Genomic DNA, 21,952 nt, shown 5'->3' with positions numbered 1-21,952 from the left:
AGCCGGACAGGCCGAACACGGCCCCACCAAACGCAGCGGGCGCGGCCCAGCCGGACAGGCCGAACACGGCCCCACCAAACGCAGCGGGCGCGGCCCAGCCGGACAGGCCGAACACGGCCCCACCAAACGCAGCGGGCGCGGCCCTGCCGGACAGGACGAACACGGCCCCACCAAACGCAGCGGGCGCGGCCCAGCCGAGTGGAACGGGCGCGGCGCCGCCGTGTCCGTGTGTTGTGGCGCGTCGGGCTCACGGCCCTGTCACCCGCACGGTGACGGTCCACTGCCGGATGCCCTGGCACGCGATCCGGCCGGGTCCCACCGCGCACAGCGGGCGGGTGGAGGTCAGCCGCGCCGTTCCGGGCGTGACGGCGTCGAACGCGGCGACGGCGTCGCCCGGCAGGATCACGATGCCGGCGTTGGCGGCCCGCAGGGCGGAGCCGCTGGACCTGACCGGTGTCCAGGGGCGGTCCTCGGTGCCGTCCAGGGTGAGGCGCACCTGCCCGCCGACGGTCAGGCAGAGGGTGCGCCCGGAGTCGGCGGCGGTGAGTTCGGCGTGGTCCGCGCAGCCGTGGGCGGGGCGGTCGGAGGAGGCCGGGGCGGTCCCGGAGGCGGATTCTGAGGGGGCGGATCCGGGCGGGGAAGCGGGCGCGGTCGTCGGCCGGGTGGGGGTGCCGTCCTTGCCGGAGCCCGCGCCGTCGTGCTGTGCGCCGCAGCCGACGAGGAGCAGGGTCAGCGCCGCGGCGGTGACGGTGGTGCCGTGAAGCGTCGAACGGCGCATGGGGTCGGCCGCCTTTCTGCTGTGCCCGGGGTGCCGTGCCCTGTCCTTCTGCCGGTGTGACGTTTCTCCAGCACATCAGGATCCCGTCCCCCACGCACGCCGGAGCCCCGGCCGATACGACGGCCGGGGCTCCGCGCACACAGATGTCGGACGGACCGGAGGTGGGCGGCAGAACCTACGCCCAGAGCTGGCCCTGGAGGGTCTCGATGGCCTCCTCGGTGGTGGCCGCGGTGTAGACGCCGGTGGAGAGGTACTTCCAGCCGCCGTCGGCGACGATGAACACGATGTCGGCGCTCTCGCCCGCCTTCAGCGCCTTCTTCCCCACGCCGATCGCCGCGTGCAGCGCGGCGCCCGTGGAGACGCCCGCGAAGATGCCCTCCTGCTGGAGGAGTTCACGGGTGCGGGTGACCGCGTCGGCCGAGCCGACCGAGTAGCGGGTGGTGAGGACGGAGGCGTCGTAGAGCTCGGGGACGAAGCCCTCGTCGAGGTTGCGCAGGCCGTACACCAGGTCGTCGTAGCGCGGCTCGGCGGCGACGATCTTCACGTCCGGCTTGTGCTCGCGCAGGTAGCGGCCGACGCCCATGAGGGTGCCCGTGGTGCCGAGGCCCGCGACGAAGTGCGTGATCGAGGGCAGGTCGGCGAGGATCTCGGGGCCCGTGGTGGCGTAGTGGGCACCGGCGTTGTCCGGGTTGCCGTACTGGTAGAGCATCACCCAGTCCGGGTGCTCGGCGGCGAGTTCCTTGGCGACGCGCACGGCGGTGTTGGAACCGCCCGCGGCCGGGGAGGAGATGATCTCCGCTCCCCACATGCCGAGCAGGGCCCGGCGCTCCTGCGAGGTGTTCTCCGGCATCACGCACACCATGCGGTAGCCCTTGAGCTTGGCCGCCATGGCCAGCGAGATGCCGGTGTTGCCGGAGGTGGGTTCGAGGATCGTGCAGCCCGGGGTGAGCCGGCCGTCCTTCTCCGCCTGCTCGATCATGTGCAGGGCGGGCCGGTCCTTGATCGAGCCGGTCGGGTTGCGGTCCTCCAGCTTCGCCCAGATGCGGACGTCGGCCGACGGCGACAGCCGCGGCAGGCACACCAGGGGGGTGTTGCCCACCGCGGCCAGCGGGGAGTCGTAACGCATCTCTGATCAGCGACCGATCAGCGCATGCCGCCGGCGACGGCCGGCAGGATCGTCACGTTGTCGCCGTCGGCGAGCTTGGTGGAGATACCGTCCAGGAAGCGCACGTCCTCGTCGTTCAGGTAGACGTTGACGAAGCGGCGCAGCTGCTCGCCGTTCGCCTGGTCGACGATCCGGGCCTGGATGCCCGGGTGCCGGGTCTCGAGGTCGGCGAAGAGCTCGGCGAGGGTCTCCCCGTTGCCGTCCACGGCCTTCTGGCCGTCGGTGTACTGGCGGAGGATGGTGGGGATGCGGACCTCGATGGCCATGGTTGCGGGCTCCTGTCGGTAAGGATGTCGTCGGGATGGATCTCCCGGCTCGGACGCGGCCGGGCGCACCGTAGGGGTTGCCCCCGGGCCTTCGGCACTGGGGGGAGCGCCGCGGCCCTCACGGCCGTGCGGCGGCGCGGAACGTCAACAGATGGCGCTGTTCAGCCTGCACAGGTCGACGTGCAGCCGCGCCACGAGCAGCATGCCCGGCGTCTTGTCGCTCACGTCGTGGAAAACCATGCGGTCATCGTATCGATTCCCGGTCCGGGACCCGGAGTGTGATCTCGGCACGCGGACACTTTCCATCCACGTCACGAGACGTTCCCCGATCAGTACGCCTCCACCACCTTGACCTCCTCCTCCGTGACCTCGCCCTCGACGATGCGGAACGAGCGGAACTGGAACTCGCCCAGCCCGTCGGTGTCGGCGGTGGAGACCAGCACGTAGTGCGCGCCGGGCTCGTTGGCGTAGCTGATGTCGGTGCGGGAGGGGTAGGCCTCGGTCGCGGTGTGCGAGTGGTAGACGATCACCGGCTCCTCGTCCAGGTCGTCCATTTCCCGGTAGAGCTTGAGCAGGTCCTGCGAGCCGAACTCGTAGAAGGTGGGCGAGCGGGCCGCGTTCACCATGGGGATGAACCGCTCGGGCCGGCCGGAGCCCACGGGTCCGGCCACGACGCCGCACGCCTCGTCCGGGTGGTCCTTGCGGGCGTGGGCGACGATCTGGTCGTAGAGGGCCTGGGTAAGGGTCAGCATGGCGGCCAGCATAGACAGGCGGGCCGTTCCGTACCGGAGTTCGGTACGGAACGGCCCACATCGCGGACATCCTGAGCGGCCGCGGGAGCGGGTTGGGGGGCCCGCTCCCGCCGGGACGTCCGGTCCGGGAACCCCGCGGGGTCAGCCGACCTTCTCGAGCTGCGGCTCGCGGCGGTCGGCGACCTGCGGGTTGCGGTTCTTGAGGACCGCCCAGCCGATGGCGAGGGCGGCGGCCCACGCGGCCATCACGTACAGGCAGACGCGGGAGTCGGCGTCGTACGCGATCAGGCCGGTGACGAAGAGCAGGAACGCGATGGCGACGTAGGAACACTTGGAGCCGCCGGGCGCCGGGAAGGAGGAGGCGCGCAGCCGGCCCGACTCGACGCCCCGGCGGTACAGGACGTGGCTGATCAGGATCATCAGCCAGGTCCAGATGCCGGCCGCGGTGGCGACGGAGGTGACGTAGCCGAAGGCCTTCTCCGGGACGATGTAGTTCAGCACGACGCCGATGCCCATGAAGGCGACGGAGACGGTGATGCCCAGCGCCGGGGTCTTGGAGGTCGACAGGCGGCTGAAGAAGCGGGGGGCCTCGCCGTTGTCCGCGAGGGTGCGCAGCATGCGGCCGGTGGAGTACATGCCGGAGTTGCAGGAGGACAGGGCCGCGGTGAGCACCACGAAGTTCACGATGCCCGCGCCGGCCGGGATGCCGATGACCGCGAACGCCTTCACGAAGGGGCTGACGCCCGGGGCGAACTCGGTCCACTTCACCACGCACAGGATGACGGTGAGGGCGCCGACGTAGAACAGGGCGATCCGCCAGGGCAGGGTGTTGATCGCCTTGGGGAGGGTCTTCTCCGGGTCCTCGGACTCGCCCGCGGTGACGCCGACCAGTTCGACGGCGAGGTAGGCGAACATCACGCCCTGGAGGGTCATCAGGGAGGAGCCGACGCCCTTGGGGAAGAAACCGTCGAACTCCCAGAGGTTGCTGACGGTGGCGGTGTCGCCGGCGGCGCTGAAGCCGAAGGTGAGGACGCCGAGACCGATCACGATCATGCCGATGAGGGCGGTGACCTTGACCATCGAGAACCAGAACTCGATCTCGCCGAAGACCTTCACGGAGATCAGGTTGGCCACGAACAGGACCACCAGGAACACCAGCGCGGTCACCCACTGCGGGACGGCGGGGAACCAGTAGTGGACGTAGATCGCGGCGGCCGTCAGCTCGGCCATTCCGGTCACCACCCACATCAGCCAGTACGTCCAGCCGGTGAAGAAACCGAAGAACGGGCCGAGGAACTCGCGGGAGTACTCCGCGAAGGAGCCCGAGACGGGGCGGTAGAGCAAGAGCTCGCCGAGCGCCCGCATGATGAAGAAGATGATCAGGCCCGCGAGGGCGTACATGACGATGAGGCTTGGTCCGGCCTTGGCGATGTTCGCCCCTGCACCCAGGAAGAGGCCGACGCCGATGGCGCCGCCGATGGCGATCATCTGGACCTGGCGGCTGCCGAGTCCTCGCTCGTACCCCTCTTCCGGGGCTTCCGTGACCTGCGGTGAGGTCATGTGGTGTGCGCCTTTCTCCATGCCGACCCCGGGCCCTCGGTCGGCCCCGGATCGGGTTTCGATCCCCCCGGATTGATGGAGTGCGTGCCCGGGTCTCCCCGGTTCCGCTGTGCCTGGCCGGCTGTTGCCGGCTCGGTGGCGCACCCGGCCGGACATGGGTGGTGTCCGCCGGGCGGTCGTGAAGATTTATCACGGCCGCAACACTGATCGACGGGGAGCTGTGTGATGCATCCCACGGGAAGAAGCGGACGAAGCGCGCAGAGCGCACCCATACCCGGCCGCCTCAGTGACGCGATCGTTATCCGGATTTGAGCGTCCTCTGAGTGAACGCGAAATCCGGATATACCGGGTGGATCACGGCATGAGCCGGGTGGATCACGGCATGAGCCGGGTGGATCACGGCATGAGCCGGGCGGATCACGGCATGGGACCACGGCGAGAGGCGCGGCGCTGGGACATGAGGCGCGGAACTACGGCATGAGGCGCGGAGCTACGGCATGAGGGTGGAGACGAGGGTCTCCTGGAGCCCGCCCAGCCAGAGGTAGGCCATCACCATCGGCTTGCGCGGATCCTCGTCCGGCAGCCGGTAGAAGTCGTCCGTGTCGTCCTCGTCGGTGATCTCCAGTCGGGAGCCGATGGCGAGGCGCAGGTCGTTGAGCGCGCCGAGCCACCGCTGGGACTCGGCCGGCGCCAGCTCCAGCACCGCGAGGCCGCCTTCGCCGGGGGTGAGCGCGTTGAGCGAGTGGATCACCGCGAGGGCGTTCTCGCGCTTGCCGGCCCGCAGGTCGTTCTCCGTGTAGCGGCGGAACTCGGCGGAGTGGGCGCGCTGCTCGGCGGCCTTCTGGGGGTTGCCGGGAGTCTCGGGGTCGCGGTAGGCGTCCGGGAAGAGCCGCTTGAGGACGGGGTCGGACGGCGGTTCGCTCGGGCCCTCGGCGAACAGCTCGGCGAGCGGGTCGGCGGGGGTGTCCTCGGCGGGGCCGGGGCCGATGAGTTCGAGGAGCTGCACGGCCAGCGAGCGGATGATGGAGATCTCGACGTCGTCGAGGGCGACGGACGCACCGCCGCCGGGGAGCGGTTCGAAGGTTCCTGGCATGGAGGGAGTTCGCTACTTCCGGTCCTGCTGGAGGGTGGCCCACAGACCATAGCCGTGCATGGCCTGAACGTCCCGTTCCATCTCCTCACGGGTTCCGCTGGAGACGATGGCCCGGCCTTTGTGGTGGACGTCGAGCATGAGCTTGGTGGCCTTGTCCTTGGAGTAGCCGAAGTACGTCTGGAAGACGTACGTCACATAGCTCATGAGATTGACGGGGTCGTTGTGGACGATCGTCACCCAGGGCACGTCCGGTTCGGGTACGGCAAAGACCTCCTCCGCCGACTCGGTCTTCTCGATCTCGATGGGTGCGGCTGCCGTCACACGGCCCATGCTGCCACCCCGAGGGGGTACTCGCATAAACGGAGGGCTAAATCGTCAGTCTGACGAAATGGGAGTACGATTCTTCGCCAGGCATCATCCGGGGACGGCCCCCGGACCCCCGGCCGACGCCGGGGGCACCCGCGCGACATGTCTAGGAGAGCTTCGGTGGGCGTTGCGGACCTTGGGCTGCCGGTGGACGTTCCCTCGACGGCTCTGTTCACCGATCACTACGAGCTGACGATGCTCCAGGCCGCTCTGAAGGCCGGGACGGCCGGGCGCCGCAGCGTCTTCGAGGTCTTCACCCGGCGGCTGCCCGACGGACGCCGCTACGGGGTCGTGGGCGGCACCGGGCGGGTGCTGGACGCGGTGGAGAACTTCCGCTTCGACGCGGACGTCCTCGCCTTCCTGCGCGAGCGCCGGGTGGTGGACGAGCCGACCCTGGAATGGCTCGCCGACTACCGGTTCGGCGGGGACATCTGGGGCTACCCCGAGGGCGAGGTGTACTTCCCGGGCTCGCCGATCATGCGGGTGGAGGGGTCGTTCGGCGAGTGCGTGCTGCTGGAGACCGTGATCCTGTCGATCCTCAACCACGACTCGGCGATCGCGGCCGCAGCCTCCCGGATGGCCTCGGCCGCCGGCGGCCGCCCGCTGATCGAGATGGGCGCCCGCCGCACCCACGAGCTGGCCGCGGTCGCCGCCTCCCGGGCCGCCTACCTCGGCGGCTTCACCTCCACCTCCGACCTGGCCGCCGGCTTCCGCTACAACATCCCGACGGTGGGCACCTCCGCCCACGCCTTCACCCTGCTGCACGACAGCGAGCGGGACGCCTTCCAGGCGCAGGTGGACTCGCTCGGCCGGGACACCACGCTGCTGGTCGACACCTACGACGTGACCGAGGCGGTCCGTACGGCCGTGGAGATCGCCGGGCCCGAGCTGGGCTCGGTGCGCATCGACTCCGGCGACCTGCTGCTGGTCGCGCACCGGGTGCGCCAGCAGCTCGACGAGCTGGGCGCCCGGGACACGAAGATCATCGTCACCTCGGACCTGGACGAGTACGCCATCGCCTCGCTGGCGGCGGCGCCCGTGGACGCCTACGGCGTCGGCACCCAGCTGGTCACCGGCTCCGGCCACCCGACGGCGTCCATGGTCTACAAGCTGGTCGCGCGCGCCGAGACCGGCGACGCCGGGGCGCCGCTGGTGCCGGTGGCGAAGAAGTCCACCGGCGGCAAGACCTCCATCGGCGGCCGCAAGTGGGCGGCGCGCCGGCTGGACGCGCACGGGGTCGCGGAGGCGGAGGTCGTGGGCACCGGTCCGGTGCCGGACCGGCTGGCCGGCCGGCAGCTCCTGGTGGAGCTGGTCAAGGGCGGCGAGGTGGTCGCCCGCGAGCCGCTGGACGCCGCCCGGGACCGGCACGCGACCGCCCGCGCCAACCTGCCGCTGTCGGCGACCCAGCTCTCCCGAGGGGAACCCGTCCTTCCGACGGAGTACGTCCACACGGGCTCGGGTAGCTAAAGCGCGTGCCCCCGCTTCGGTACGCCCCCGAAAGTCCCCTGACGTCCGAGTGGCGGATCCGCCGGGACCGTGGCCTCACGACCGGCCCCGCGTCCCCTCCGCCCGCCGATCCGACAACCGAAGGACACCGACCATGCGCCGCGCCTTGATCGTCGTCGATGTGCAGAACGACTTCTGCGAGGGGGGCAGCCTCGCGGTGGCCGGGGGCGCCGACGTCGCCGCCGCGATCACCGAGCTCATCGGGCAGGCTCCCGCGGGCTACCGGCACGTGGTGGCGACCCGGGACCACCACATCGCGCCCGGCGGTCACTTCGCCGACAACCCCGACTTCGTCCGTTCCTGGCCCGCGCACTGCGTCGCGGGCACGGAGGGCGTGGGCTTCCACCCCAACTTCGCCCCTGCCGTCGCCTCCGGAGCGGTCGACGCGGTCTTCGACAAGGGCGCCTACTCGGCGGCCTACAGCGGCTTCGAGGGCACCGACGAGAACGGCGAGCCGCTGGCCGACTGGCTCAGGGCCCGGCACATCGACGAGGTGGACGTGGTCGGGATCGCCACGGACCACTGCGTGCGCGCCACCGCCCTGGACGCCGTGAACGAGGGCTTCCGCACCCAGGTGCTCCTGGACCTCACCGCCGGGGTGGCCCAGACGACCACCGAACGGGCACTGGAGGAGCTGCGGCAGGCGGGCGTCGAGCTCATGGGCAAGCCGGTCGTCGCCTAGGGACTCTCAGCCGGCCCCAGATCGTGTCCCGGGCCTGTGGGAGCCGGTCCGGGACCGGCCCGAGCCAGTCCGCGCCTGACCGCGCCTCTCCCCGTCCTGTCCGGGTCCCGTCCGGGACGGGCTCTCTCGACGCCTGCCGGTGGCTGTCACGACGCCTGCCGGTGGGCGGCCGGTCTGCGCAGCAGGGCTCTGATCGGGTGCCACAGCTCCGGGGCGCCCACGGTGTCGCCGGGTGACGTACGCCATATCAGGCCGTCGGGGTGGTGCAGGACCGCGGTGACCTCGTCCGGGGTCGGCGGGGCCGCGTTGCCCCGCAGGTAGACCGCGCGCAGGCCCAGGTTGCGCAGCCGGGTCAGGGCCCGGGCGCGGTTGTGCGCGTGGACGAGCACGCGCACGCCGCCGGCGCCGTCGAGGGTGGGGCTGGGCAGGTTCAGCGCCACCACCACGGTGCCGTTCGGCAGCTTGCAGAAACCTCCTGCGGCCATGCGGTCACTCCCCCGTTCCGGTCGGTGTCAATAAGCGGGTCACAGGACGCACCTAAACACGATCGGCGGCAACCCGCCAGGGGGTTGCCGCCGATGTGCGCTTGACCTGCGTAAACGCTGTCTACTTCAGCGCGCTGCCGATCTCGATCTCCATCGTGGAGCCGTCCTTGGCCTCCTTGGTGATCTTGATCTTGGTGTTGGTGTCAGTGATCTTGACGCCGCCGGCCGGGTTCGCCGGGTCGTAGTAGGTGTTGGCGCGGTCGTTGAAGACCGACACCCCCTTCGACGACTTGATCTTGGTCGTGACGCCCGCCTTGTGCAGCGTGATGCCGTCCGTGCCGTACAGGCTGAACGTCGAGTCGTAGGTCTGGATGCGGTTGCGCATCAGCGTGCCGTCGGACCACCGCAGCGCGTCCGGGTGCGAGTCGACCGGGAGGATCCGGCCGGTGCCCGGGTGCTTGCTGGTGTTGTTGTCCGCCTCGGAGGTGTCCCACTTCCAGATCAGCAGGCCGTTCTGGTACGGGAAGTGCTCGACCCAGTCCGGACGGTCGGCGAAGCCGAAGTTGTACGGGCCGGTCTCCAGCGTGGTGTCGTACGACGCGTACTGGCGGTTCTCGGCGATGTAGTACTGCTTGTAGTCCTTGGTGAAGGACGCGCCGATGCGGGAGAAGCCGTTCGCCGTCCACGCCGGGTCCGCGCTCTCGGCGTCGTCCGCGAAGACCACCGAACCGTCCGCGGTCAGCGTGATCCGGTCGGCCGTGAAGCCCTTCAGCGCCACTCCGCCGTCGGTCTGGTAGCGGAAGCGGAGCAGGACCTTCTGACCCGCGTAGGCGTCCAGGGAGTACGACAGGCTCTTCCAGCCGTCGACCGTGCCGTGCAGGGCCGGGTTGCCGCTGCCGTCGCGCGGGATCGGCTTGCCGTTCACCGTGCCGTCGAGGGCGGTGTAGTTGGCGCCGCCGTCGGTGGAGACCTCGGTGTAGAGGAAGTCGTAGTTGGCCTCGATGTCGTACCACCCGTCAAGGGTGAGGGCGGCCGACTTCTTGCCGGTGAGGTCCACGGACCGGGTCAGGGTGTTCTTCAGGTTGTTGGCGCTGCCGCTCCACCACTGGGTGGCACCCTGGGCCGGGGTGACGATCGTGGTGGTGACCGCCTTGTCGGGCAGGGAGACCACCACGGCCTGCCGGTGCTTGGTGTTGTACTCGGACAGGCCCAGCTTGTGCGCCGAGTTCACGCCGGCCTTGGCGACGTCGTAGTTGAGCCAGCCGAGCTGGAGCTTGTCCCAGGCGTTCATGTCGCCGGGCAGGTCGCCGATGGCTTCCTTGCCGCGGCCGAGCCAGGAACCGGAGGACATCAGCGTCCAGAAGCCGGTGGAGTTCTCGCCGCCGGCGGTGTCGTACTCGTCCGGCAGGCCGAGGTCGTGGCCGTACTCGTGGGCGAAGACGCCGAGGCCGCCGTTCTCCGGCTGGATGGTGTAGTCGCCGACCCAGATGCCGGTGGTGCCGATCTGCGCGCCGCCGAGCTTGTTGTACTCGGGGCCGGTGGCGCCGGCGTCGGTGCCGAAGGCGTACCAGCGGTGGGCCCAGATCGCGTCGGTGCCCTGGGCGCCGCCGCCGGCGGACTCGTCCTCACCGGCGTGCACGATCTGGAAGTGGTCGATGTAGCCGTCCGGCTCGTTGAAGTCGCCGTCGCCGTCGTAGTCGTAGCGGTCCCACTGGTCGTACTGGGCCAGGTCCGCCTTGATCTGGGCGTCGGTCCGGCCGGCCGCCTTCTGCTGGGCGACCCAGGCGTTCACACCGTCGCTGACGATGTTCCACACGCTCGGGCAGTTGGTGGAGCCGCAGGCGTTGTTGCCGTAACGGGCCTCGTTCCAGGGCACCTTGACCCAGTCGGAGACCTGGCCGTCGACCGAGTAGCGGCCCGAGGACTGGGTCTCGTAGTACTTCTTCACCGACTCGGTGTTCTTGCCGGTGCCGAAGTACAGGTCCTGGAAGTGCTGCTGGTTGTAGTCCTTCTGCCAGGCCGTGGAGTTGTCCTTCTTGCGGTCCGGCGCGGCGATCTCGTTGTGCAGCGGACCGGGGGTGCCGCCGAACTTCGGGTCCGTCTTGTCGCCGAACTCGACCAGGATGGTGAAGATCTTGTCGGTCTTCTCCCGGCCCAGCTCGACGTACTTGGTGTCGCCCTTCTTGCCCTTGAGCTCGACGACCTTGGAGCCCTTGCGGTCCTGCACCTTGGTCTTGCCGGCGATGACCTGGCTCAGGGCCTCCTGGCGCTGAGCCTTCTGCGTCTTGCTCAGCGGGCCGTCGAGGTCGTGCGAGTGCTGCCCCACCGGCTGCGGGTCGTGCCGGTTCACGGAGGCGGAGTCGGCCGTCGTCGCGGCCTCCGCCACGGCGAACGTCGAGAACGTGGCGGTGGCCGCCGCGAGCGCGACACCGATCGCGGTCGTTCTGAACGTCCAGCGTCTACTGGTCACTTGTGGTCCTCCCCAGCCGCGTCCGTGCGCGCGGAAGGGGGGTCATGGGCCATGGGAAGGTCCGCGCACGGTGAACGCGTGTAGTCAAGTGACGTCATTCGACTAGACGTTCGCGAGAAAAAACAGATCTTGACTTGAACTCGTCAAGTGCACTATGGAGCGGGTGTTCGCTTTGCGGACACCGGTTCACCAGGGCCGAACGGTCCCGGCGGGCGCGTGCGCCCGTCCACTCCGTGGACCGCATGACTCCGTGCGCCCCCCGTGCACCGGCACCATGGGTTAGGTCGTGCTTACCAACGGTTCCAGTCGGGCACACAGGCGAATAGAGTCGATTGGCGGACCGCCGGGAAACCGGTGGAATGCCAGGCCGTTGCCCGCGTCACGCCTACAGATCCCTGTCCGCACCCTCCCCCGCAGCGAGAGGCACGGGGGGAGACCCCCACTTCCGAGGACCGATTGCCATGCCTCGTCCCACCGCCGCACAGCTCGCCTACGGTTCCTGCACCGTGATCTTCTCGACGCTCGCCATGCTGCTGCTGTCCCGGACGGCTTCGGGGCTGGGGATCGTGGTCATCGCCCTCGCGGCACTCGCGCTGGGGCTCCTGGTCGCCATGACGGTGCCGATGCCGAAGGCACGCACGGCCGAGCCGGCCGGTGTCAGGCAGGCACGGTCCCAGACACGGGTCCGGGCGCGGGCACACCGGCAGCCCGTCACGGCCGGAGTCGAGCCGGTACGGGGGCCGACGGCCTCGTGACCTCCTCCGGCGTTCTCCGGCCTCCTCCGAACTCCTCGCCGCCCCGGGCCGAGGTCAACCGGTGCTGACCACCACCGTCTTGGCCGCCTTGTCGTGCAGGCCCTGCTTGTAGGGGCGGTCGAAGAAGCTCCAGCCGCCGCTGATCGCCAGCCACAGGCAGGCGCAGCAGAACCAGCAGGGCACCCAGAGCACCGCCGCGCGTGCCAGCGCGGTCGGGACGGACGGGGTGGAGCCGTCTTCGAGGTTGGCCACTCGCATGCCCAGCCACTTCTTGCCCAGGGTCTGCCCGTATCTGGAGATCATGAAGGTGTCGTAGGCCATGTAGAGCACCACGCCTACCACCGACTGCGCCACGGACTTGCCGACCTGCACGTTCTCGGCGTTGACCGCGTACTCGTTGACCCGCAGGCCCCAGGTGACCAGGGTGACGACGATGCCGACCAGGACCAGGTCGACGATCCGGGCGAGGGTGCGTTTGCCGCTGTCGGCGAGCGGGGGCATACCGGCGAGCGGGTCACCGCCGTGGGGACCGCCGCCGTGACCGCCGCCCTGCGGGCCTCCGCCGTAGGGGCCGCCACCCCCGTAGCCGCCGCCCTGCGGACCGTAAGGGCCCCCGCCGCCCTGCGGGCCACCGCCGTACGGCCCACCGTCCTGCGGCCCGCCGCCGGGGGGTGGTTGCTCTCCGGGCGGTGGGGGCTGCTCACCGGGTGGCGGGGGCACGCCTGCTGACGGGTCGTCGGAGTACGGGGAGCCGCCGGACCGTCCGTCTTCCTGGGCGCCGCCCCACGCGCCGCCGCCCTGCCCGTCGTCGCCCCGCGCGTTCCCGCCCCACGGACCCTGGCCGTGGGGTGGCCGCCTTCCCCCGGGGTTGGGGGGCTGCGGTCCGGAGCCGGGGGGCGGTTCGGTGCTCATGCGCCGAGTGGATCGCGAGCCCGGCCGCCGCGCACCCGGTGCGCGGCCGTACGGATGAGACCGGCGTGGATGGGACCGGCACGGGTGGGACGGGCACAGACAAGGCCGACGTGGACAAGGCCGGCGTGGACAAGGCCGGCACGGGTGGGACCGGCACGGACAAGGCCGGCGTGGACGAAACCGGCGCGGGTGCGGAGCCGCCCCGCCGGTCTCGTCAACCCGCCACGAACGTGTGCGCCGCCTTGTCGTGCCAGCACTGGCGCCACGGCCGGTCGAACAGGCACCACGCCATGCCCACCAGACCGATGCCGAGGAGTCCCGGGACACCCCAGACGAGCCAGCGGCGCAGGGCCGGGCCGAACGACGGGGGCTCGTGGCCCTCGATGTCCCGCACTTCCAGGCCGCACAGCTTCTTGCCCAGGGTGCGGCCCCACTTGGCGGTGGGCAGCACCTCGTAGACCACGCCGAAGAGCAGCAGGACGGCGAGGACGACGCCGAGGTACGTCGCCGTGGTGCCGTCCAGGAGCCAGACCGTCACCGTGCGGCCGGAGAGCCGGGCCTCGTCGATCTTGCCGTTGACGTGGTCGATCGCCTTGGTGCCGAGCGGTACGGCGGCCACGGCGGTGACGCCCCCGAGGACGACCGAGTCGACGAGCCGGGCGGCCAGCCGCTTGCCGAGGCCGGCGGGCCGGGCCGCGGCCTGCCGCCGTGCCGCCGCCTGGAACGGGTCCTCGACCGGCGGCTTCCAGGGCGCCACGGGCTGCTGCTCACCCGACCCGGCGAGCCGGTGCACCTGCTGCGCCCAGGAGGACTGCCCACCACCGGCACCACTGGTCAGCGGCGTCCCGGCGGGAGCGCCGGGGCCCTGCGGCCCACCGGGCTGAAGGGGCGGGGCCGAGGGGGAGGACATCGGTGGCGCGGCCGGGACGGAGGCCTGTGCGGAGGCACCACCGGGCCGGGCCCCGGCCTGGCCCGGCGGCTGCGCGGCCGCCGCCCGCGCGGCGGCCGCCTTTCCGGCCCCGAAACCGGGACCGCCGGCACCGCTCGCGGCGGGCCCGCCGGCAGCGGGGGCCGCCCCGGCGCCGCCCGGGAAGCCGGCGCCACCGGACGGGCCCGGCAGGCCGGAGCCGGACGCGGCCCCGGAGCCGGGCGAGCCCTGGCCGGGAAGGCCCGGCGTGCCTGCCCCCGGAGTCCGGGGAGGCACCGCGCGGAAGGTCATCGTGCCCTCGTCGACGGGCGTGCCCGGTCCCGGAACGCCGGGGACGGCGTCACCCGGGGTCCCGGGAGTGCCGCCCGCCGTGGGACGGCGGAAGACGAACGTGCCGTCGGAGCGGCCCCCGTCCCGGGCCGGATCCGCGTCGGCCGGTGCGGGGTCCGCCGTGTGGGCCACCCTCGGGTCGGCCGGGGCCGGGGCGCCCCAGGAGACGCGGTGGTCCTGGCCGCCGCCGAAGCCGGACTGCCGGTTGCGGTCGGCGCCCCACACCGACGCCGGTTCGGGCCGGCCGCCCTGCGGTGCCGCGGCGGGGTTCGGGTCGGCGACGGGGTCCTCGTCGAAGAAGTGCGGTCCCGTCTCCTCCACCGCCGGGACCGCCGCGGTGTGCACGCCGGGCGGCGGTCCGAGCGGCTCGCCGTCGGTCGGTGCCGGGCGGCTGGTGCCCGGCACCCAGGAGGCGCCGTTCCAGTACCGGACGTAGCCAGGGATGGACGGGTCCGGGTAGTAGCCTTCGCGTGGCCTGTCGTCACCGGGTGCCGGGGTTGGGGCGCTCATGTCCGTCGTCCCGTATCTGCTCGGAGGTCGTCTTGGGGGCCTCCACATCTATCAGACCGGGGCAGCCGACACCGCCGGTCCGGCCGGACCCACTCCTTTCCGGGCAACCTCGTACACATACTTCACGATCACGCGAGATCCGGATCGAAAAAGTTCGGACAACCCGCGTAATGCCCGGCGTCCAGCGCCCTCTCCCTTCACACGGGCCCACCGAGGGGCCCGTGGGAGAGAGGAGAGAACCATGCGGCACACCGTGGTGGAGCGCGAACTGGAGCTGAGACTGATCCTGTCGCCCGAGTGCGGCGTCCCCGTCCCGGCACGGCTCGCCTACCGCACCGACGACCCGTACGCCGTGCACATCGTCTTCCACGTCGACTCCGAGCACCCCGTGCACTGGACGTTCGCCCGGGAACTGCTCGTGGAGGGGGTGTTCCGGCCGTGCGGGGACGGCGACGTGCGGGTGTGGCCGTCGAAGGCCCTGGGCCGCAGCGTGGTCCTGCTGGCACTGAGCGCGCCCGACGGCGAGGCCCTGCTGGAGGCGTCCGCCGCGCAGGTGTCGGCCTGGCTGGAGCGCACGCTGCGCCTGGTGCCGCCGGGCACCGAGAGCGAGCAGCTCGGCATCGACGACGAGCTGGCCGGGCTGCTCGCCCAGTGAACGCGGGGCGTCAGAACAGCTTGCCGGGGTTGAGGATGCCCAGCGGGTCGAAGGCCTGTTTGATCGCCCGCTGCATCTCGACCCCCACCGGGCCGATCTCGCGTGCCAGCCACTCCTTCTTCAGCACGCCCACGCCGTGCTCGCCGGTGATGGTGCCGCCGAGTTCGAGGCCGAGGGCCATGATCTCGTCGAAGGACTCGCGGGCGCGCCGCGACTCGTCGGGGTCCTGCGCGTCGAAGCAGACGGTCGGATGGGTGTTGCCGTCGCCCGCGTGCGCGCAGACCCCGATGGTGAGCTGGTACTTCTCGGCGATCCGTTCGATGCCTTCGAGCATCTCGCCGAGCCGGGAGCGGGGCACGCACACGTCGTCGATCATCGTCGTGCCCTTGACGGCCTCCAGCGCGGTGAGCGACAGCCGCCGCGCCTGCAACAGCATCTCGGACTCGGCGGCGTCGTCGGCGGGGACGACCTGGGTGGCGCCGGCCGCCTCGCACAGCGCGCCGACCGCGGCGAGGTCGGCGGCCGGGTCCGGCGTGTCGAACGCGGCCAGCAGCAGTGCCTCGGTGGTCTCCGGCAGGCCCATGCGGGCGAGGTCGTTGACGGCCTTCACCGTCGTACGGTCCATGAGTTCGAGCAGGGAGGGCACATGTCCGCCCGCCATGATCCGGCACACGGCGTCGCAGGCGGCGGCCGCGGAGTCGAACTCGGCGGCCAGCACGAGCTGTTGCGGCGGCTGCGGCCTGAGTGCCAGAACGGCCCGCACGACGATGCCGAGCGAGCCCTCGGAGCCGACGAACAGGCGGGTCAGGTCGTATCCGGCGACGCCCTTGGCGGTGCGGCGGCCGGTGGACATCAGCCGCCCGTCGGCCAGCACGACGTCCAGACCGAGCACGTACTCGGCGGTGACGCCGTACTTCACGCAGCACAGGCCGCCGGAGGCGGTGCCGATGTTGCCGCCGATGGTGCACATCTCCCAACTGGAGGGGTCCGGCGGGTAGTACAGGCCGTGCTCGTTCACCGCGCGGGACAGCGCGGCGTTGACCACGCCCGGCTCGACGACCGCGACCCGGTCGACCGGGCTGATCTCCAGGATGCGGTCCATTTTGGTCAGGGACAGCACGATGCAGCCGTCGGAGGCGTTGGCGGCGCCGGACAGGCCGGTGCGGGCGCCCTGCGGGACGACCGGGACACGCAGTTCGGTGGCGGTGCGCATGACGTGCTGGACCTGTTCCACCGTGCGCGGCAGGACGACGACGGCCGGGGCGCCGGACGGGCAGAAGCTGGCCATGTCGTTGGCGTAGGAGGACGTGACATCGGGATCGATGAGGACGGCCTCGGCCGGCAGGCCCGCGAGGAGCCGGTCGGTGAGGTTGCCCTGGGCTTCGTCGGGTGCGGCTTCAATGCGGCTCACGATCACAGCCTCGCACCCGGGGCCATCGGTGTGAACCCCGCGGCCCCGCCCCTCGGCCTGCCGGGTGACGGTCGCCGTCCTGACGCACGGTGTGCGCCGTGGAGAACCCTCTGCCGGGCCCGGACACGTCCGCGACCAGCGAGCCTCGACGGCCGCCCGCCCGCCGCGCGGGTGTCGCGGCGGGCGGGCGGGGTGGCCGTGGGCGGGCTCGCGGCGGGCGGGCTCAGAGGTTCCCGCGGCGCTCCTGCTCGCGCTCGATCGCCTCGAACAGGGCCTTGAAGTTGCCCTTGCCGAAGCCCATCGAGCCGTGCCGTTCGATGAGTTCGAAGAAGACGGTCGGGCGGTCCTGGACCGGCTTGGTGAAGATCTGCAGCAGGTAGCCGTCCTCGTCGCGGTCGGCGAGGATCTTCAGCTCGCGCAGGGTCTCCACGGGCACGCGGGTGTCGCCGACCCACTGGCCGAGGGTGTCGTAGTAGGAGTCGGGGGTGTCCAGGAACTCGACACCGGCGGCGCGCATGGTGCGTACGGTCTGCACGATGTCGTTGGTGTTGAGCGCAATGTGCTGGACGCCGGCGCCGCCGTAGAACTCCAGGTACTCGTCGATCTGGGACTTCTTCTTGGCGACGGCGGGCTCGTTGATCGGGAACTTGACCTTGAGCGTGCCGTCGGCCACGACCTTCGACATCAGCGCGCTGTACTCGGTGGCGATGTCGTCGCCCACGAACTCCTTCATGTTCGTGAAGCCCATGACCTTGTTGTAGAACTCCACCCACTCGTTCATGCGGCCGAGTTCGACGTTGCCGACGCAGTGGTCGACGGCCTGGAAGACGCGCTGGGCGGGCGGCTCGACGATGGGCTTCGCGGCCACGTAGCCGGGCAGGTACGGGCCCTCGTAGCCGGCCCGCTCGACCAGGGTGTGGCGGGTCTGGCCGTAGGTGGCGATCGCGGCGAGGACGACGGTGCCGTGCTCGTCCTTCAGCTCGTACGGCTCGGTCACCGAGCGGGCGCCGTGCTCGATGGCGTAGGCGTACGCGGCGCGCGCGTCCGGGACCTCGATGGCGAGGTCGACGACGCCGTCGCCGTGCTCGGCCACGTGCTGGGCGAGGAAGGTGCCCCAGTCGGTGGCGGGCTTGACCACCGAGGTGAACACGAAGCGGGCGGAGCCGCTCTCCAGGACGTAGCTCGCGGTCTCCCGGCTGCCGTTCTCCGGTCCGGAGTAGGCGACCAGCTTCATGCCGAAGGCGGTGGAGTAGTAGTGCGCCGCCTGCTTGGCGTTGCCCACGGCGAAGACGACCGCGTCCATTCCCTTGACCGGGAAGGGGTCGGCCTGCCGGGCGGTCGCGTCGGGAGTGAGGTGTGTGGTCTGCGTCATAGCGGAAGCGTCACCCGGTCTCGCAAGGTGCGCAATAGTTCGCACATTCACTGGGCAATGTGCCCGGTGGAGGCGGCGGACCTTCGGACTTTCTGTACAGGATGACCATTCGGGAGGCGGGACGCGTGGCGATCGATCATCTGGACGGCCGCATCATCGTGCTGCTGGCACGCGAGCCGCGCGTCGGCGTGCTGGAGATGTCACGGCGGCTGGGGGTGGCGCGGGGGACGGTCCAGGCGCGTCTGGACCGCCTTCAGGCGCGCGGGGTGATCCGCGGCTTCGGGCCGGAGGTGGACCCGGCGGCGCTCGGCTATCCGGTCACCGCGTTCGCGACGCTCCAGATCCGGCAGGGGCAGGGCCCGGACGTACGGGCCCATCTGGCGACCGTGCCGGAGGTGCTGGAGCTGCACACCACGACCGGCACCGGCGACATGCTGTGCCGCCTGGTCGCCCGTTCCAACGCCGATCTCCAGCGCGTGATCGACCGGGTGGTGGGGTTCGAGGGCATCGACCGGGCGTCGACCGCGATCGTCATGGAGAACCCGGTCCCCCTGCGGATCATCCCGCTGGTGGAGCAGGCGGCGGAGGAGTGAGAGGGGCCGCTTCCAAAGAACCCGTTGCAAAGCCTTCTTTGCAACGCTATCTTTGTACGCATGGCCGAACCCTTGGACCCTCGGATCCGCCCTCTTGACGCCCGCTCGCTGCGTGGTCTGGCGCACCCCCTGCGCATGCGGCTGCTTGCCGCGCTGCGGCGCGGCGGGCCGGCCACCGCGTCCCAACTGGCCGCGAAACTGGGCGAGTCCAGCGGAGCCACCAGTTACCACCTGCGTCAGCTCGCCGCGCACGGCTTCGTCGAGGACGCGCCCGAGCACGGCAAGGGGCGGGAGCGCTGGTGGCGGGCGGCCCACGGCGGCGAGAGTTTCGACGACACGCTGCTGAGGGACCCCGACCCCGAAGTACGCGGCGCCGCGGACCTGTTCATGCACGAGGTCGCGAACCAGCGCACTCAGGAGCTGGCGACCTGGCTCGGCACGAGGAGCGACTGGTCCGAGGCATGGGCCCGCGCCGCGGACATGAGCTCCTGGAGGCTGCGCCTCACGCCCGAACTCGCCCTCGAACTGATCGAGAAGATGCACGAGCTCGTGGAGGGCTACCGCGCCCTGGCCCCTGCCGACGGCACCCCGGACACCGAGCAGGTGCGCGTCCACACGAACGTCTTCCCCACCCACACGGACTGAGAGGCCGCCCCATGCATGCCGAGACCCACCTCATCCTGCACCGCACCCGCGCCGCCGAACTCCAGGCCCAGGCCACGGCGCACCACGCCGCCGCCCGGGCCAGGCAGCCCGGCACCCTCCGTGCCCAGCTCGGCTGGACCCTCGTTGAACTCGGCCTGCGTCTCGCCGCCGCTCCCAGGACGGCCCCCGCCGTGTCGGCGGTCTAGAGCCGGTGAACCTTCCCGGTCACAGCGCTAGTGCCGCGGCAGGCAACGTTTGCCCGTCAAGGAGCGGCGTCCGGTGCGTGCTCTCGGCGTGCCGGCCGGAAGTCCTCGTACTGGATGTACTTGGGCTTTCGGGCGGTGCGGCGAGAGTGCGTGCCGGGCGTCGCGACGGGGCGAACGTTGCCTGTCGGGGCACTAGCAGCTCGGGACCGTGCCCTTGCCGTTCTCCAGGGCCACCAGCGCGCCGACCGCGCCCTTGAGGGTGGTCACCGGGACCAGGCGCAGGCCCTTGGGCAGTTCGGCCTTGGCGTCGGCGCACTCGGCCTTCGGGACCAGGAAGACGGTGGCGCCGTCCCGGTGGGCGGCCTGCGTCTTGAGGGCCACGCCGCCGACCGCGCCGACCGTGCCGTCGGTGGTGATGGTGCCCGTACCGGCGATGGTGCGGCCTCCCGTGAGGTCGCCGCCGTTTCCGTCGCCGTGGAGCTTGTCGACGATGCCGAGGGAGAACAGCAGACCCGCGCTGGGGCCGCCGACGTCGGCGAGCTTCAGCGTGACCTTGACCTTCTTGTCGCTGACGCCGAGGTACTTCAGGGCGACCCGGGTGGCCGCGTCCTGCGACTGCCTCATCTGCTCGGTGTTGTGCTGCTCGATCTCCTTCAGGCTGTTGCCACTCGGGTAGACCGCGTCGCGCGGCATGACCGCGCGGTCGGTGGCGAACCAGCCGTCGATCACGTCCCCCAGCGAGACGTTCGCGTCCGGGCCGGTGGCCTCGATGGTCGTCATACGGAGCTGACCGCTCGTGCTGCGGGTGGGGGCGCCGGAGATGGTGATGACCTGGGTGCCCTTGTTCTCCCCGAGCACGTTCGCCGTCATCCCGGGCTGCGCCACCGAGAACGGCAGCGGCGCGAACACCGCCGTGGCGATCAGAGCCGCGACGGGCACCGCACAGACGGTGAGGGCCTGGGAACGTGTGAGACGAGAGAGCACGGGATCAATCTATCCCCCGACCGGCATCCGGCCACCCGGCAGCCGTTCCCGGCGACCGGGGGCGGTCGTGCCGCCGACGGCCGGGACGTGACGGGCCCGCCGCCACGGCACGGGCGGGCTCGGCGACACGGCACGAGTGGGCCGTCGGCACTGCACGCGGTGCGCCCGCCGGCACAGCAGGTGGGCCGCCGGGACAGCACGGGATGAGCCGCCAGGACGGCACGGGGTGAGCCGCCAGCACGCGGCACGAGATGGGCTGCCACCACACACGAAGTGCGCCCACCGCCACGGCACGACGTAGGCCACCGCCATGGCACGCGGGCGAGCTGCCGGGACAGCACGGGGTACGCCCATCGGCACAGCACGACGTGGACCGCCGCCAACGCACCCAGTGCGCCCGCCGGCACGGCGCGAGGTTGGCTGCCGGGGCGGCGCCCCGTGGCACTGGCTAGTGCTGCGGCCGGAAAGGTTTGCCGGGAAGCTCGCGGCGTCCGGTGCTGGGGGTACCTCCCACGCCGTTCAGGCTGTGGGGAAGCATCGCAAGGCGGAGCATTACCCGCGTACTGGATGTACTCGGGTGAGGCGACAACGCGGCGAGGTGCCGTGCCGGGCGTCGCGAGCCGGTGAACCTCACCGGTCGCAGCACTAGCGGAGGGCCTCCGCCACCTCGCGGGCCGCGTGTACGACGCGTGGGCCCACTCGCTCCGGTACGGAGTCCGCCAGCATGACGACCCCGACGCTGCCCTCGAGGCCCGTCACGCCGAGCAGCGGTGCCGCCGCCCCGCAGGCCCCGGCCTCCAGTTCGCCGTGGGTCAGGGTGTAGCCGGGGTCCACGGCCGGCTGCCGGCGGGCCTCGAGTATCGCCTTGCCCGCGGCGCCCCGTTCCAGGGCGTGCCGGAAACCGGCCCGGTAGGCCACGTGGTAGTCGGTCCACGTCGGTTCGACCACGGCGACGGCCAGTGCCTCCGAACCGTCCACCAGCGTCAGATGCGCGGTCGCCCCGATGTCCTCGGCCAGCGACCGCAGCGCGGGCAGCGCCGCCTCCCGTACCAGCGGATGCACCTGGCGGCCCAGCCGCAGCACTCCCAGCCCGACCCTGGCGCGGCCGCCCAGATCACGGCGGACGAGCGTGTGCTGTTCCAGGGTGGCGAGCAGCCGGTACACCACGGTCCGGTTGACGCCCAGTTTGTGCGACAGCTCGGTGACGGTCAGCCCGTGGTCCGTCTCGGCCAGCAGTTTGAGGACTCTCAGTCCCCGGTCGAGCGTCTGGGAGGTCTCCGCGGTCACGACGCCCACTCCTTAGTGGTGAGGTCGGCGGTCCTCTTCGCGTCGGGCACGTCCCCGGGTCCCGTCGGTGACGTGCGGCAGAGGCCACCGATCGGCCGGCGGTCCGGGCCGTCCCGGACTGAAGTCGGCTGCGCTCCGCGGCGGCGCTGCCACGGTGCGTCGGCGTAGCCGGACATTAGCGAAGCCGGTTCGCTGAGCGGAAGCCTCCGTCCAGAATCCGGTCACCGTCCGGTACGGAGTG

23 protein-coding genes are annotated in these 21,952 nt (G+C 71.3%); 7 read left to right on the top strand and 16 right to left on the bottom strand.

The window, feature by feature from the left end:
- Positions 1–247 precede the first annotated feature (247 nt).
- The 8 genes from ACWC91_RS03300 to clpS all read right to left on the bottom strand — a co-directional run bounded on the left by ACWC91_RS03300 (position 248) and on the right by clpS (position 5,944).
- Positions 248–778, bottom strand: a complete 531-nt coding sequence (locus ACWC91_RS03300; RefSeq protein WP_450640601.1) for a hypothetical protein — start codon at positions 776–778, stop codon at positions 248–250.
- Between the two features lie 175 nt (positions 779–953).
- Positions 954–1,904, bottom strand: coding sequence for a PLP-dependent cysteine synthase family protein (locus ACWC91_RS03295; RefSeq protein ID WP_225078613.1), 951 nt, complete (start codon positions 1,902–1,904; stop codon positions 954–956).
- Positions 1,905–1,921: 17 nt separating this feature from the next.
- Positions 1,922–2,209: a MoaD/ThiS family protein gene (locus ACWC91_RS03290; RefSeq protein ID WP_141360553.1), complete on the bottom strand. Its 288-nt coding sequence runs from the start codon at positions 2,207–2,209 to the stop codon at positions 1,922–1,924.
- A 144-nt stretch (positions 2,210–2,353) separates the two neighbouring features.
- Complete coding sequence (locus ACWC91_RS03285) at positions 2,354–2,449, bottom strand: putative leader peptide (protein WP_348638506.1); 96 nt, start codon at positions 2,447–2,449, stop codon at positions 2,354–2,356.
- An 89-nt stretch (positions 2,450–2,538) separates the two neighbouring features.
- Positions 2,539–2,961 (bottom strand): Mov34/MPN/PAD-1 family protein, encoded by a 423-nt coding sequence (locus ACWC91_RS03280; RefSeq protein ID WP_225078614.1) that lies wholly within the window; start codon positions 2,959–2,961, stop codon positions 2,539–2,541.
- Positions 2,962–3,102: 141 nt separating this feature from the next.
- Complete coding sequence (locus ACWC91_RS03275) at positions 3,103–4,521, bottom strand: amino acid permease (protein ID WP_225078615.1); 1,419 nt, start codon at positions 4,519–4,521, stop codon at positions 3,103–3,105.
- Positions 4,522–5,011: 490 nt separating this feature from the next.
- Positions 5,012–5,614 (bottom strand): DUF2017 domain-containing protein, encoded by a 603-nt coding sequence (locus tag ACWC91_RS03270; RefSeq protein WP_450640598.1) that lies wholly within the window; start codon positions 5,612–5,614, stop codon positions 5,012–5,014.
- Positions 5,615–5,626: 12 nt separating this feature from the next.
- Complete coding sequence (clpS, locus tag ACWC91_RS03265) at positions 5,627–5,944, bottom strand: ATP-dependent Clp protease adapter ClpS (RefSeq protein WP_141360548.1); 318 nt, start codon at positions 5,942–5,944, stop codon at positions 5,627–5,629.
- Positions 5,945–6,100: 156 nt separating this feature from the next.
- Here clpS and ACWC91_RS03260 point away from each other — a divergent pair, with 156 nt between their 5' ends.
- The gene (locus ACWC91_RS03260; protein ID WP_225078617.1) at positions 6,101–7,447 is read left to right on the top strand and encodes a nicotinate phosphoribosyltransferase; all 1,347 of its coding nucleotides are present in this window, start codon (positions 6,101–6,103) and stop codon (positions 7,445–7,447) included.
- Between the two features lie 133 nt (positions 7,448–7,580).
- A complete protein-coding gene (locus ACWC91_RS03255; RefSeq protein ID WP_225078618.1) occupies positions 7,581–8,168 on the top strand; it encodes an isochorismatase family protein in 588 nt (195 codons plus the stop codon).
- A 146-nt stretch (positions 8,169–8,314) separates the two neighbouring features.
- Here ACWC91_RS03255 and ACWC91_RS03250 read toward each other — a convergent pair whose 3' ends face one another.
- Together ACWC91_RS03250 and ACWC91_RS03245 are read right to left on the bottom strand one after the other, a co-directional pair.
- Positions 8,315–8,653 (bottom strand): hypothetical protein, encoded by a 339-nt coding sequence (locus ACWC91_RS03250; RefSeq protein WP_141360545.1) that lies wholly within the window; start codon positions 8,651–8,653, stop codon positions 8,315–8,317.
- A gap of 121 nt (positions 8,654–8,774) precedes the next feature.
- On the bottom strand, positions 8,775–11,123 hold the full coding sequence (locus ACWC91_RS03245) for an immune inhibitor A domain-containing protein (RefSeq protein WP_225078619.1): 2,349 nt from the start codon (positions 11,121–11,123) through the stop codon (positions 8,775–8,777).
- Between the two features lie 461 nt (positions 11,124–11,584).
- On the opposite strand from ACWC91_RS03245, the gene ACWC91_RS03240 reads away from it, so the two are divergent.
- The gene (locus tag ACWC91_RS03240) at positions 11,585–11,878 is read left to right on the top strand and encodes a hypothetical protein (RefSeq protein ID WP_450640595.1); all 294 of its coding nucleotides are present in this window, start codon (positions 11,585–11,587) and stop codon (positions 11,876–11,878) included.
- Positions 11,879–11,932: 54 nt separating this feature from the next.
- Here ACWC91_RS03240 and ACWC91_RS03235 read toward each other — a convergent pair whose 3' ends face one another.
- Positions 11,933–12,790: an RDD family protein gene (locus ACWC91_RS03235; protein WP_225078621.1), complete on the bottom strand. Its 858-nt coding sequence runs from the start codon at positions 12,788–12,790 to the stop codon at positions 11,933–11,935.
- Positions 12,791–13,004: 214 nt separating this feature from the next.
- Positions 13,005–14,558: an RDD family protein gene (locus ACWC91_RS03230; RefSeq protein ID WP_450640593.1), complete on the bottom strand. Its 1,554-nt coding sequence runs from the start codon at positions 14,556–14,558 to the stop codon at positions 13,005–13,007.
- A 241-nt stretch (positions 14,559–14,799) separates the two neighbouring features.
- Between ACWC91_RS03230 and ACWC91_RS03225 the strand changes: the two genes are divergently transcribed.
- Positions 14,800–15,213 carry an SsgA family sporulation/cell division regulator gene (locus tag ACWC91_RS03225; RefSeq protein WP_225078623.1) on the top strand — a complete coding sequence of 138 codons (414 nt, stop codon included), beginning with the start codon at positions 14,800–14,802 and terminating at the stop codon, positions 15,211–15,213.
- Positions 15,214–15,223: 10 nt separating this feature from the next.
- Here ACWC91_RS03225 and ACWC91_RS03220 read toward each other — a convergent pair whose 3' ends face one another.
- Positions 15,224–16,630, bottom strand: a complete 1,407-nt coding sequence (locus tag ACWC91_RS03220; RefSeq protein WP_225078624.1) for an FAD-binding oxidoreductase — start codon at positions 16,628–16,630, stop codon at positions 15,224–15,226.
- Between the two features lie 217 nt (positions 16,631–16,847).
- Entirely contained in the window at positions 16,848–17,996 is a 1,149-nt protein-coding gene (gene hppD, locus ACWC91_RS03215) for a 4-hydroxyphenylpyruvate dioxygenase (protein WP_141360538.1), read from the bottom strand.
- A 125-nt stretch (positions 17,997–18,121) separates the two neighbouring features.
- Between hppD and ACWC91_RS03210 the strand changes: the two genes are divergently transcribed.
- Genes ACWC91_RS03210 through ACWC91_RS03200 form a run of 3 tightly spaced genes read left to right on the top strand, consistent with a single transcriptional unit; the run spans position 18,122 to position 19,440 of the window.
- Positions 18,122–18,589, top strand: coding sequence for an Lrp/AsnC family transcriptional regulator (locus ACWC91_RS03210; RefSeq protein ID WP_225078626.1), 468 nt, complete (start codon positions 18,122–18,124; stop codon positions 18,587–18,589).
- Positions 18,590–18,649: 60 nt separating this feature from the next.
- The gene (locus ACWC91_RS03205; RefSeq protein WP_225078627.1) at positions 18,650–19,234 is read left to right on the top strand and encodes an ArsR/SmtB family transcription factor; all 585 of its coding nucleotides are present in this window, start codon (positions 18,650–18,652) and stop codon (positions 19,232–19,234) included.
- 11 nt (positions 19,235–19,245) lie between these two features.
- Positions 19,246–19,440 (top strand): hypothetical protein, encoded by a 195-nt coding sequence (locus ACWC91_RS03200; protein ID WP_225078628.1) that lies wholly within the window; start codon positions 19,246–19,248, stop codon positions 19,438–19,440.
- Positions 19,441–19,632: 192 nt separating this feature from the next.
- On the opposite strand, the gene ACWC91_RS03195 is transcribed toward ACWC91_RS03200, so the two are convergent.
- Both ACWC91_RS03195 and ACWC91_RS03190 read right to left on the bottom strand, forming a co-directional pair.
- Positions 19,633–20,424: a S16 family serine protease gene (locus tag ACWC91_RS03195; protein WP_450644510.1), complete on the bottom strand. Its 792-nt coding sequence runs from the start codon at positions 20,422–20,424 to the stop codon at positions 19,633–19,635.
- A 645-nt stretch (positions 20,425–21,069) separates the two neighbouring features.
- Positions 21,070–21,711 carry an IclR family transcriptional regulator gene (locus ACWC91_RS03190; RefSeq protein ID WP_225078630.1) on the bottom strand — a complete coding sequence of 214 codons (642 nt, stop codon included), beginning with the start codon at positions 21,709–21,711 and terminating at the stop codon, positions 21,070–21,072.
- Positions 21,712–21,952 lie beyond the last annotated feature (241 nt).

The organism is Streptomyces sp. NPDC001204 (genome assembly GCF_053598035.1).
Note: the sequence above shows the minus strand (reverse complement) of the source record. Positions and strands in the feature narration are given on the sequence as shown.

Excerpts from the sequence above, each read along its gene's own strand:
- ACWC91_RS03300 (WP_450640601.1), bottom strand. The coding sequence starts at position 778 with ATGCGCCGTTCGACGCTTCACGGCACCACCGTCACCGCCGCGGCGCTG.
- ACWC91_RS03295 (WP_225078613.1), bottom strand. The coding sequence starts at position 1,904 with ATGCGTTACGACTCCCCGCTGGCCGCGGTGGGCAACACCCCCCTGGTG.
- ACWC91_RS03290 (WP_141360553.1), bottom strand. The coding sequence starts at position 2,209 with ATGGCCATCGAGGTCCGCATCCCCACCATCCTCCGCCAGTACACCGAC.
- ACWC91_RS03285 (WP_348638506.1), bottom strand. The coding sequence starts at position 2,449 with ATGGTTTTCCACGACGTGAGCGACAAGACGCCGGGCATGCTGCTCGTG.
- ACWC91_RS03280 (WP_225078614.1), bottom strand. The coding sequence starts at position 2,961 with ATGCTGACCCTTACCCAGGCCCTCTACGACCAGATCGTCGCCCACGCC.
- ACWC91_RS03275 (WP_225078615.1), bottom strand. The coding sequence starts at position 4,521 with ATGACCTCACCGCAGGTCACGGAAGCCCCGGAAGAGGGGTACGAGCGA.
- ACWC91_RS03270 (WP_450640598.1), bottom strand. The coding sequence starts at position 5,614 with ATGCCAGGAACCTTCGAACCGCTCCCCGGCGGCGGTGCGTCCGTCGCC.
- clpS (WP_141360548.1), bottom strand. The coding sequence starts at position 5,944 with ATGGGCCGTGTGACGGCAGCCGCACCCATCGAGATCGAGAAGACCGAG.
- ACWC91_RS03255 (WP_225078618.1), top strand. The coding sequence starts at position 7,581 with ATGCGCCGCGCCTTGATCGTCGTCGATGTGCAGAACGACTTCTGCGAG.
- ACWC91_RS03250 (WP_141360545.1), bottom strand. The coding sequence starts at position 8,653 with ATGGCCGCAGGAGGTTTCTGCAAGCTGCCGAACGGCACCGTGGTGGTG.
- ACWC91_RS03240 (WP_450640595.1), top strand. The coding sequence starts at position 11,585 with ATGCCTCGTCCCACCGCCGCACAGCTCGCCTACGGTTCCTGCACCGTG.
- ACWC91_RS03235 (WP_225078621.1), bottom strand. The coding sequence starts at position 12,790 with ATGAGCACCGAACCGCCCCCCGGCTCCGGACCGCAGCCCCCCAACCCC.
- ACWC91_RS03230 (WP_450640593.1), bottom strand. The coding sequence starts at position 14,558 with ATGAGCGCCCCAACCCCGGCACCCGGTGACGACAGGCCACGCGAAGGC.
- ACWC91_RS03225 (WP_225078623.1), top strand. The coding sequence starts at position 14,800 with ATGCGGCACACCGTGGTGGAGCGCGAACTGGAGCTGAGACTGATCCTG.
- hppD (WP_141360538.1), bottom strand. The coding sequence starts at position 17,996 with ATGACGCAGACCACACACCTCACTCCCGACGCGACCGCCCGGCAGGCC.
- ACWC91_RS03205 (WP_225078627.1), top strand. The coding sequence starts at position 18,650 with ATGGCCGAACCCTTGGACCCTCGGATCCGCCCTCTTGACGCCCGCTCG.
- ACWC91_RS03200 (WP_225078628.1), top strand. The coding sequence starts at position 19,246 with ATGCATGCCGAGACCCACCTCATCCTGCACCGCACCCGCGCCGCCGAA.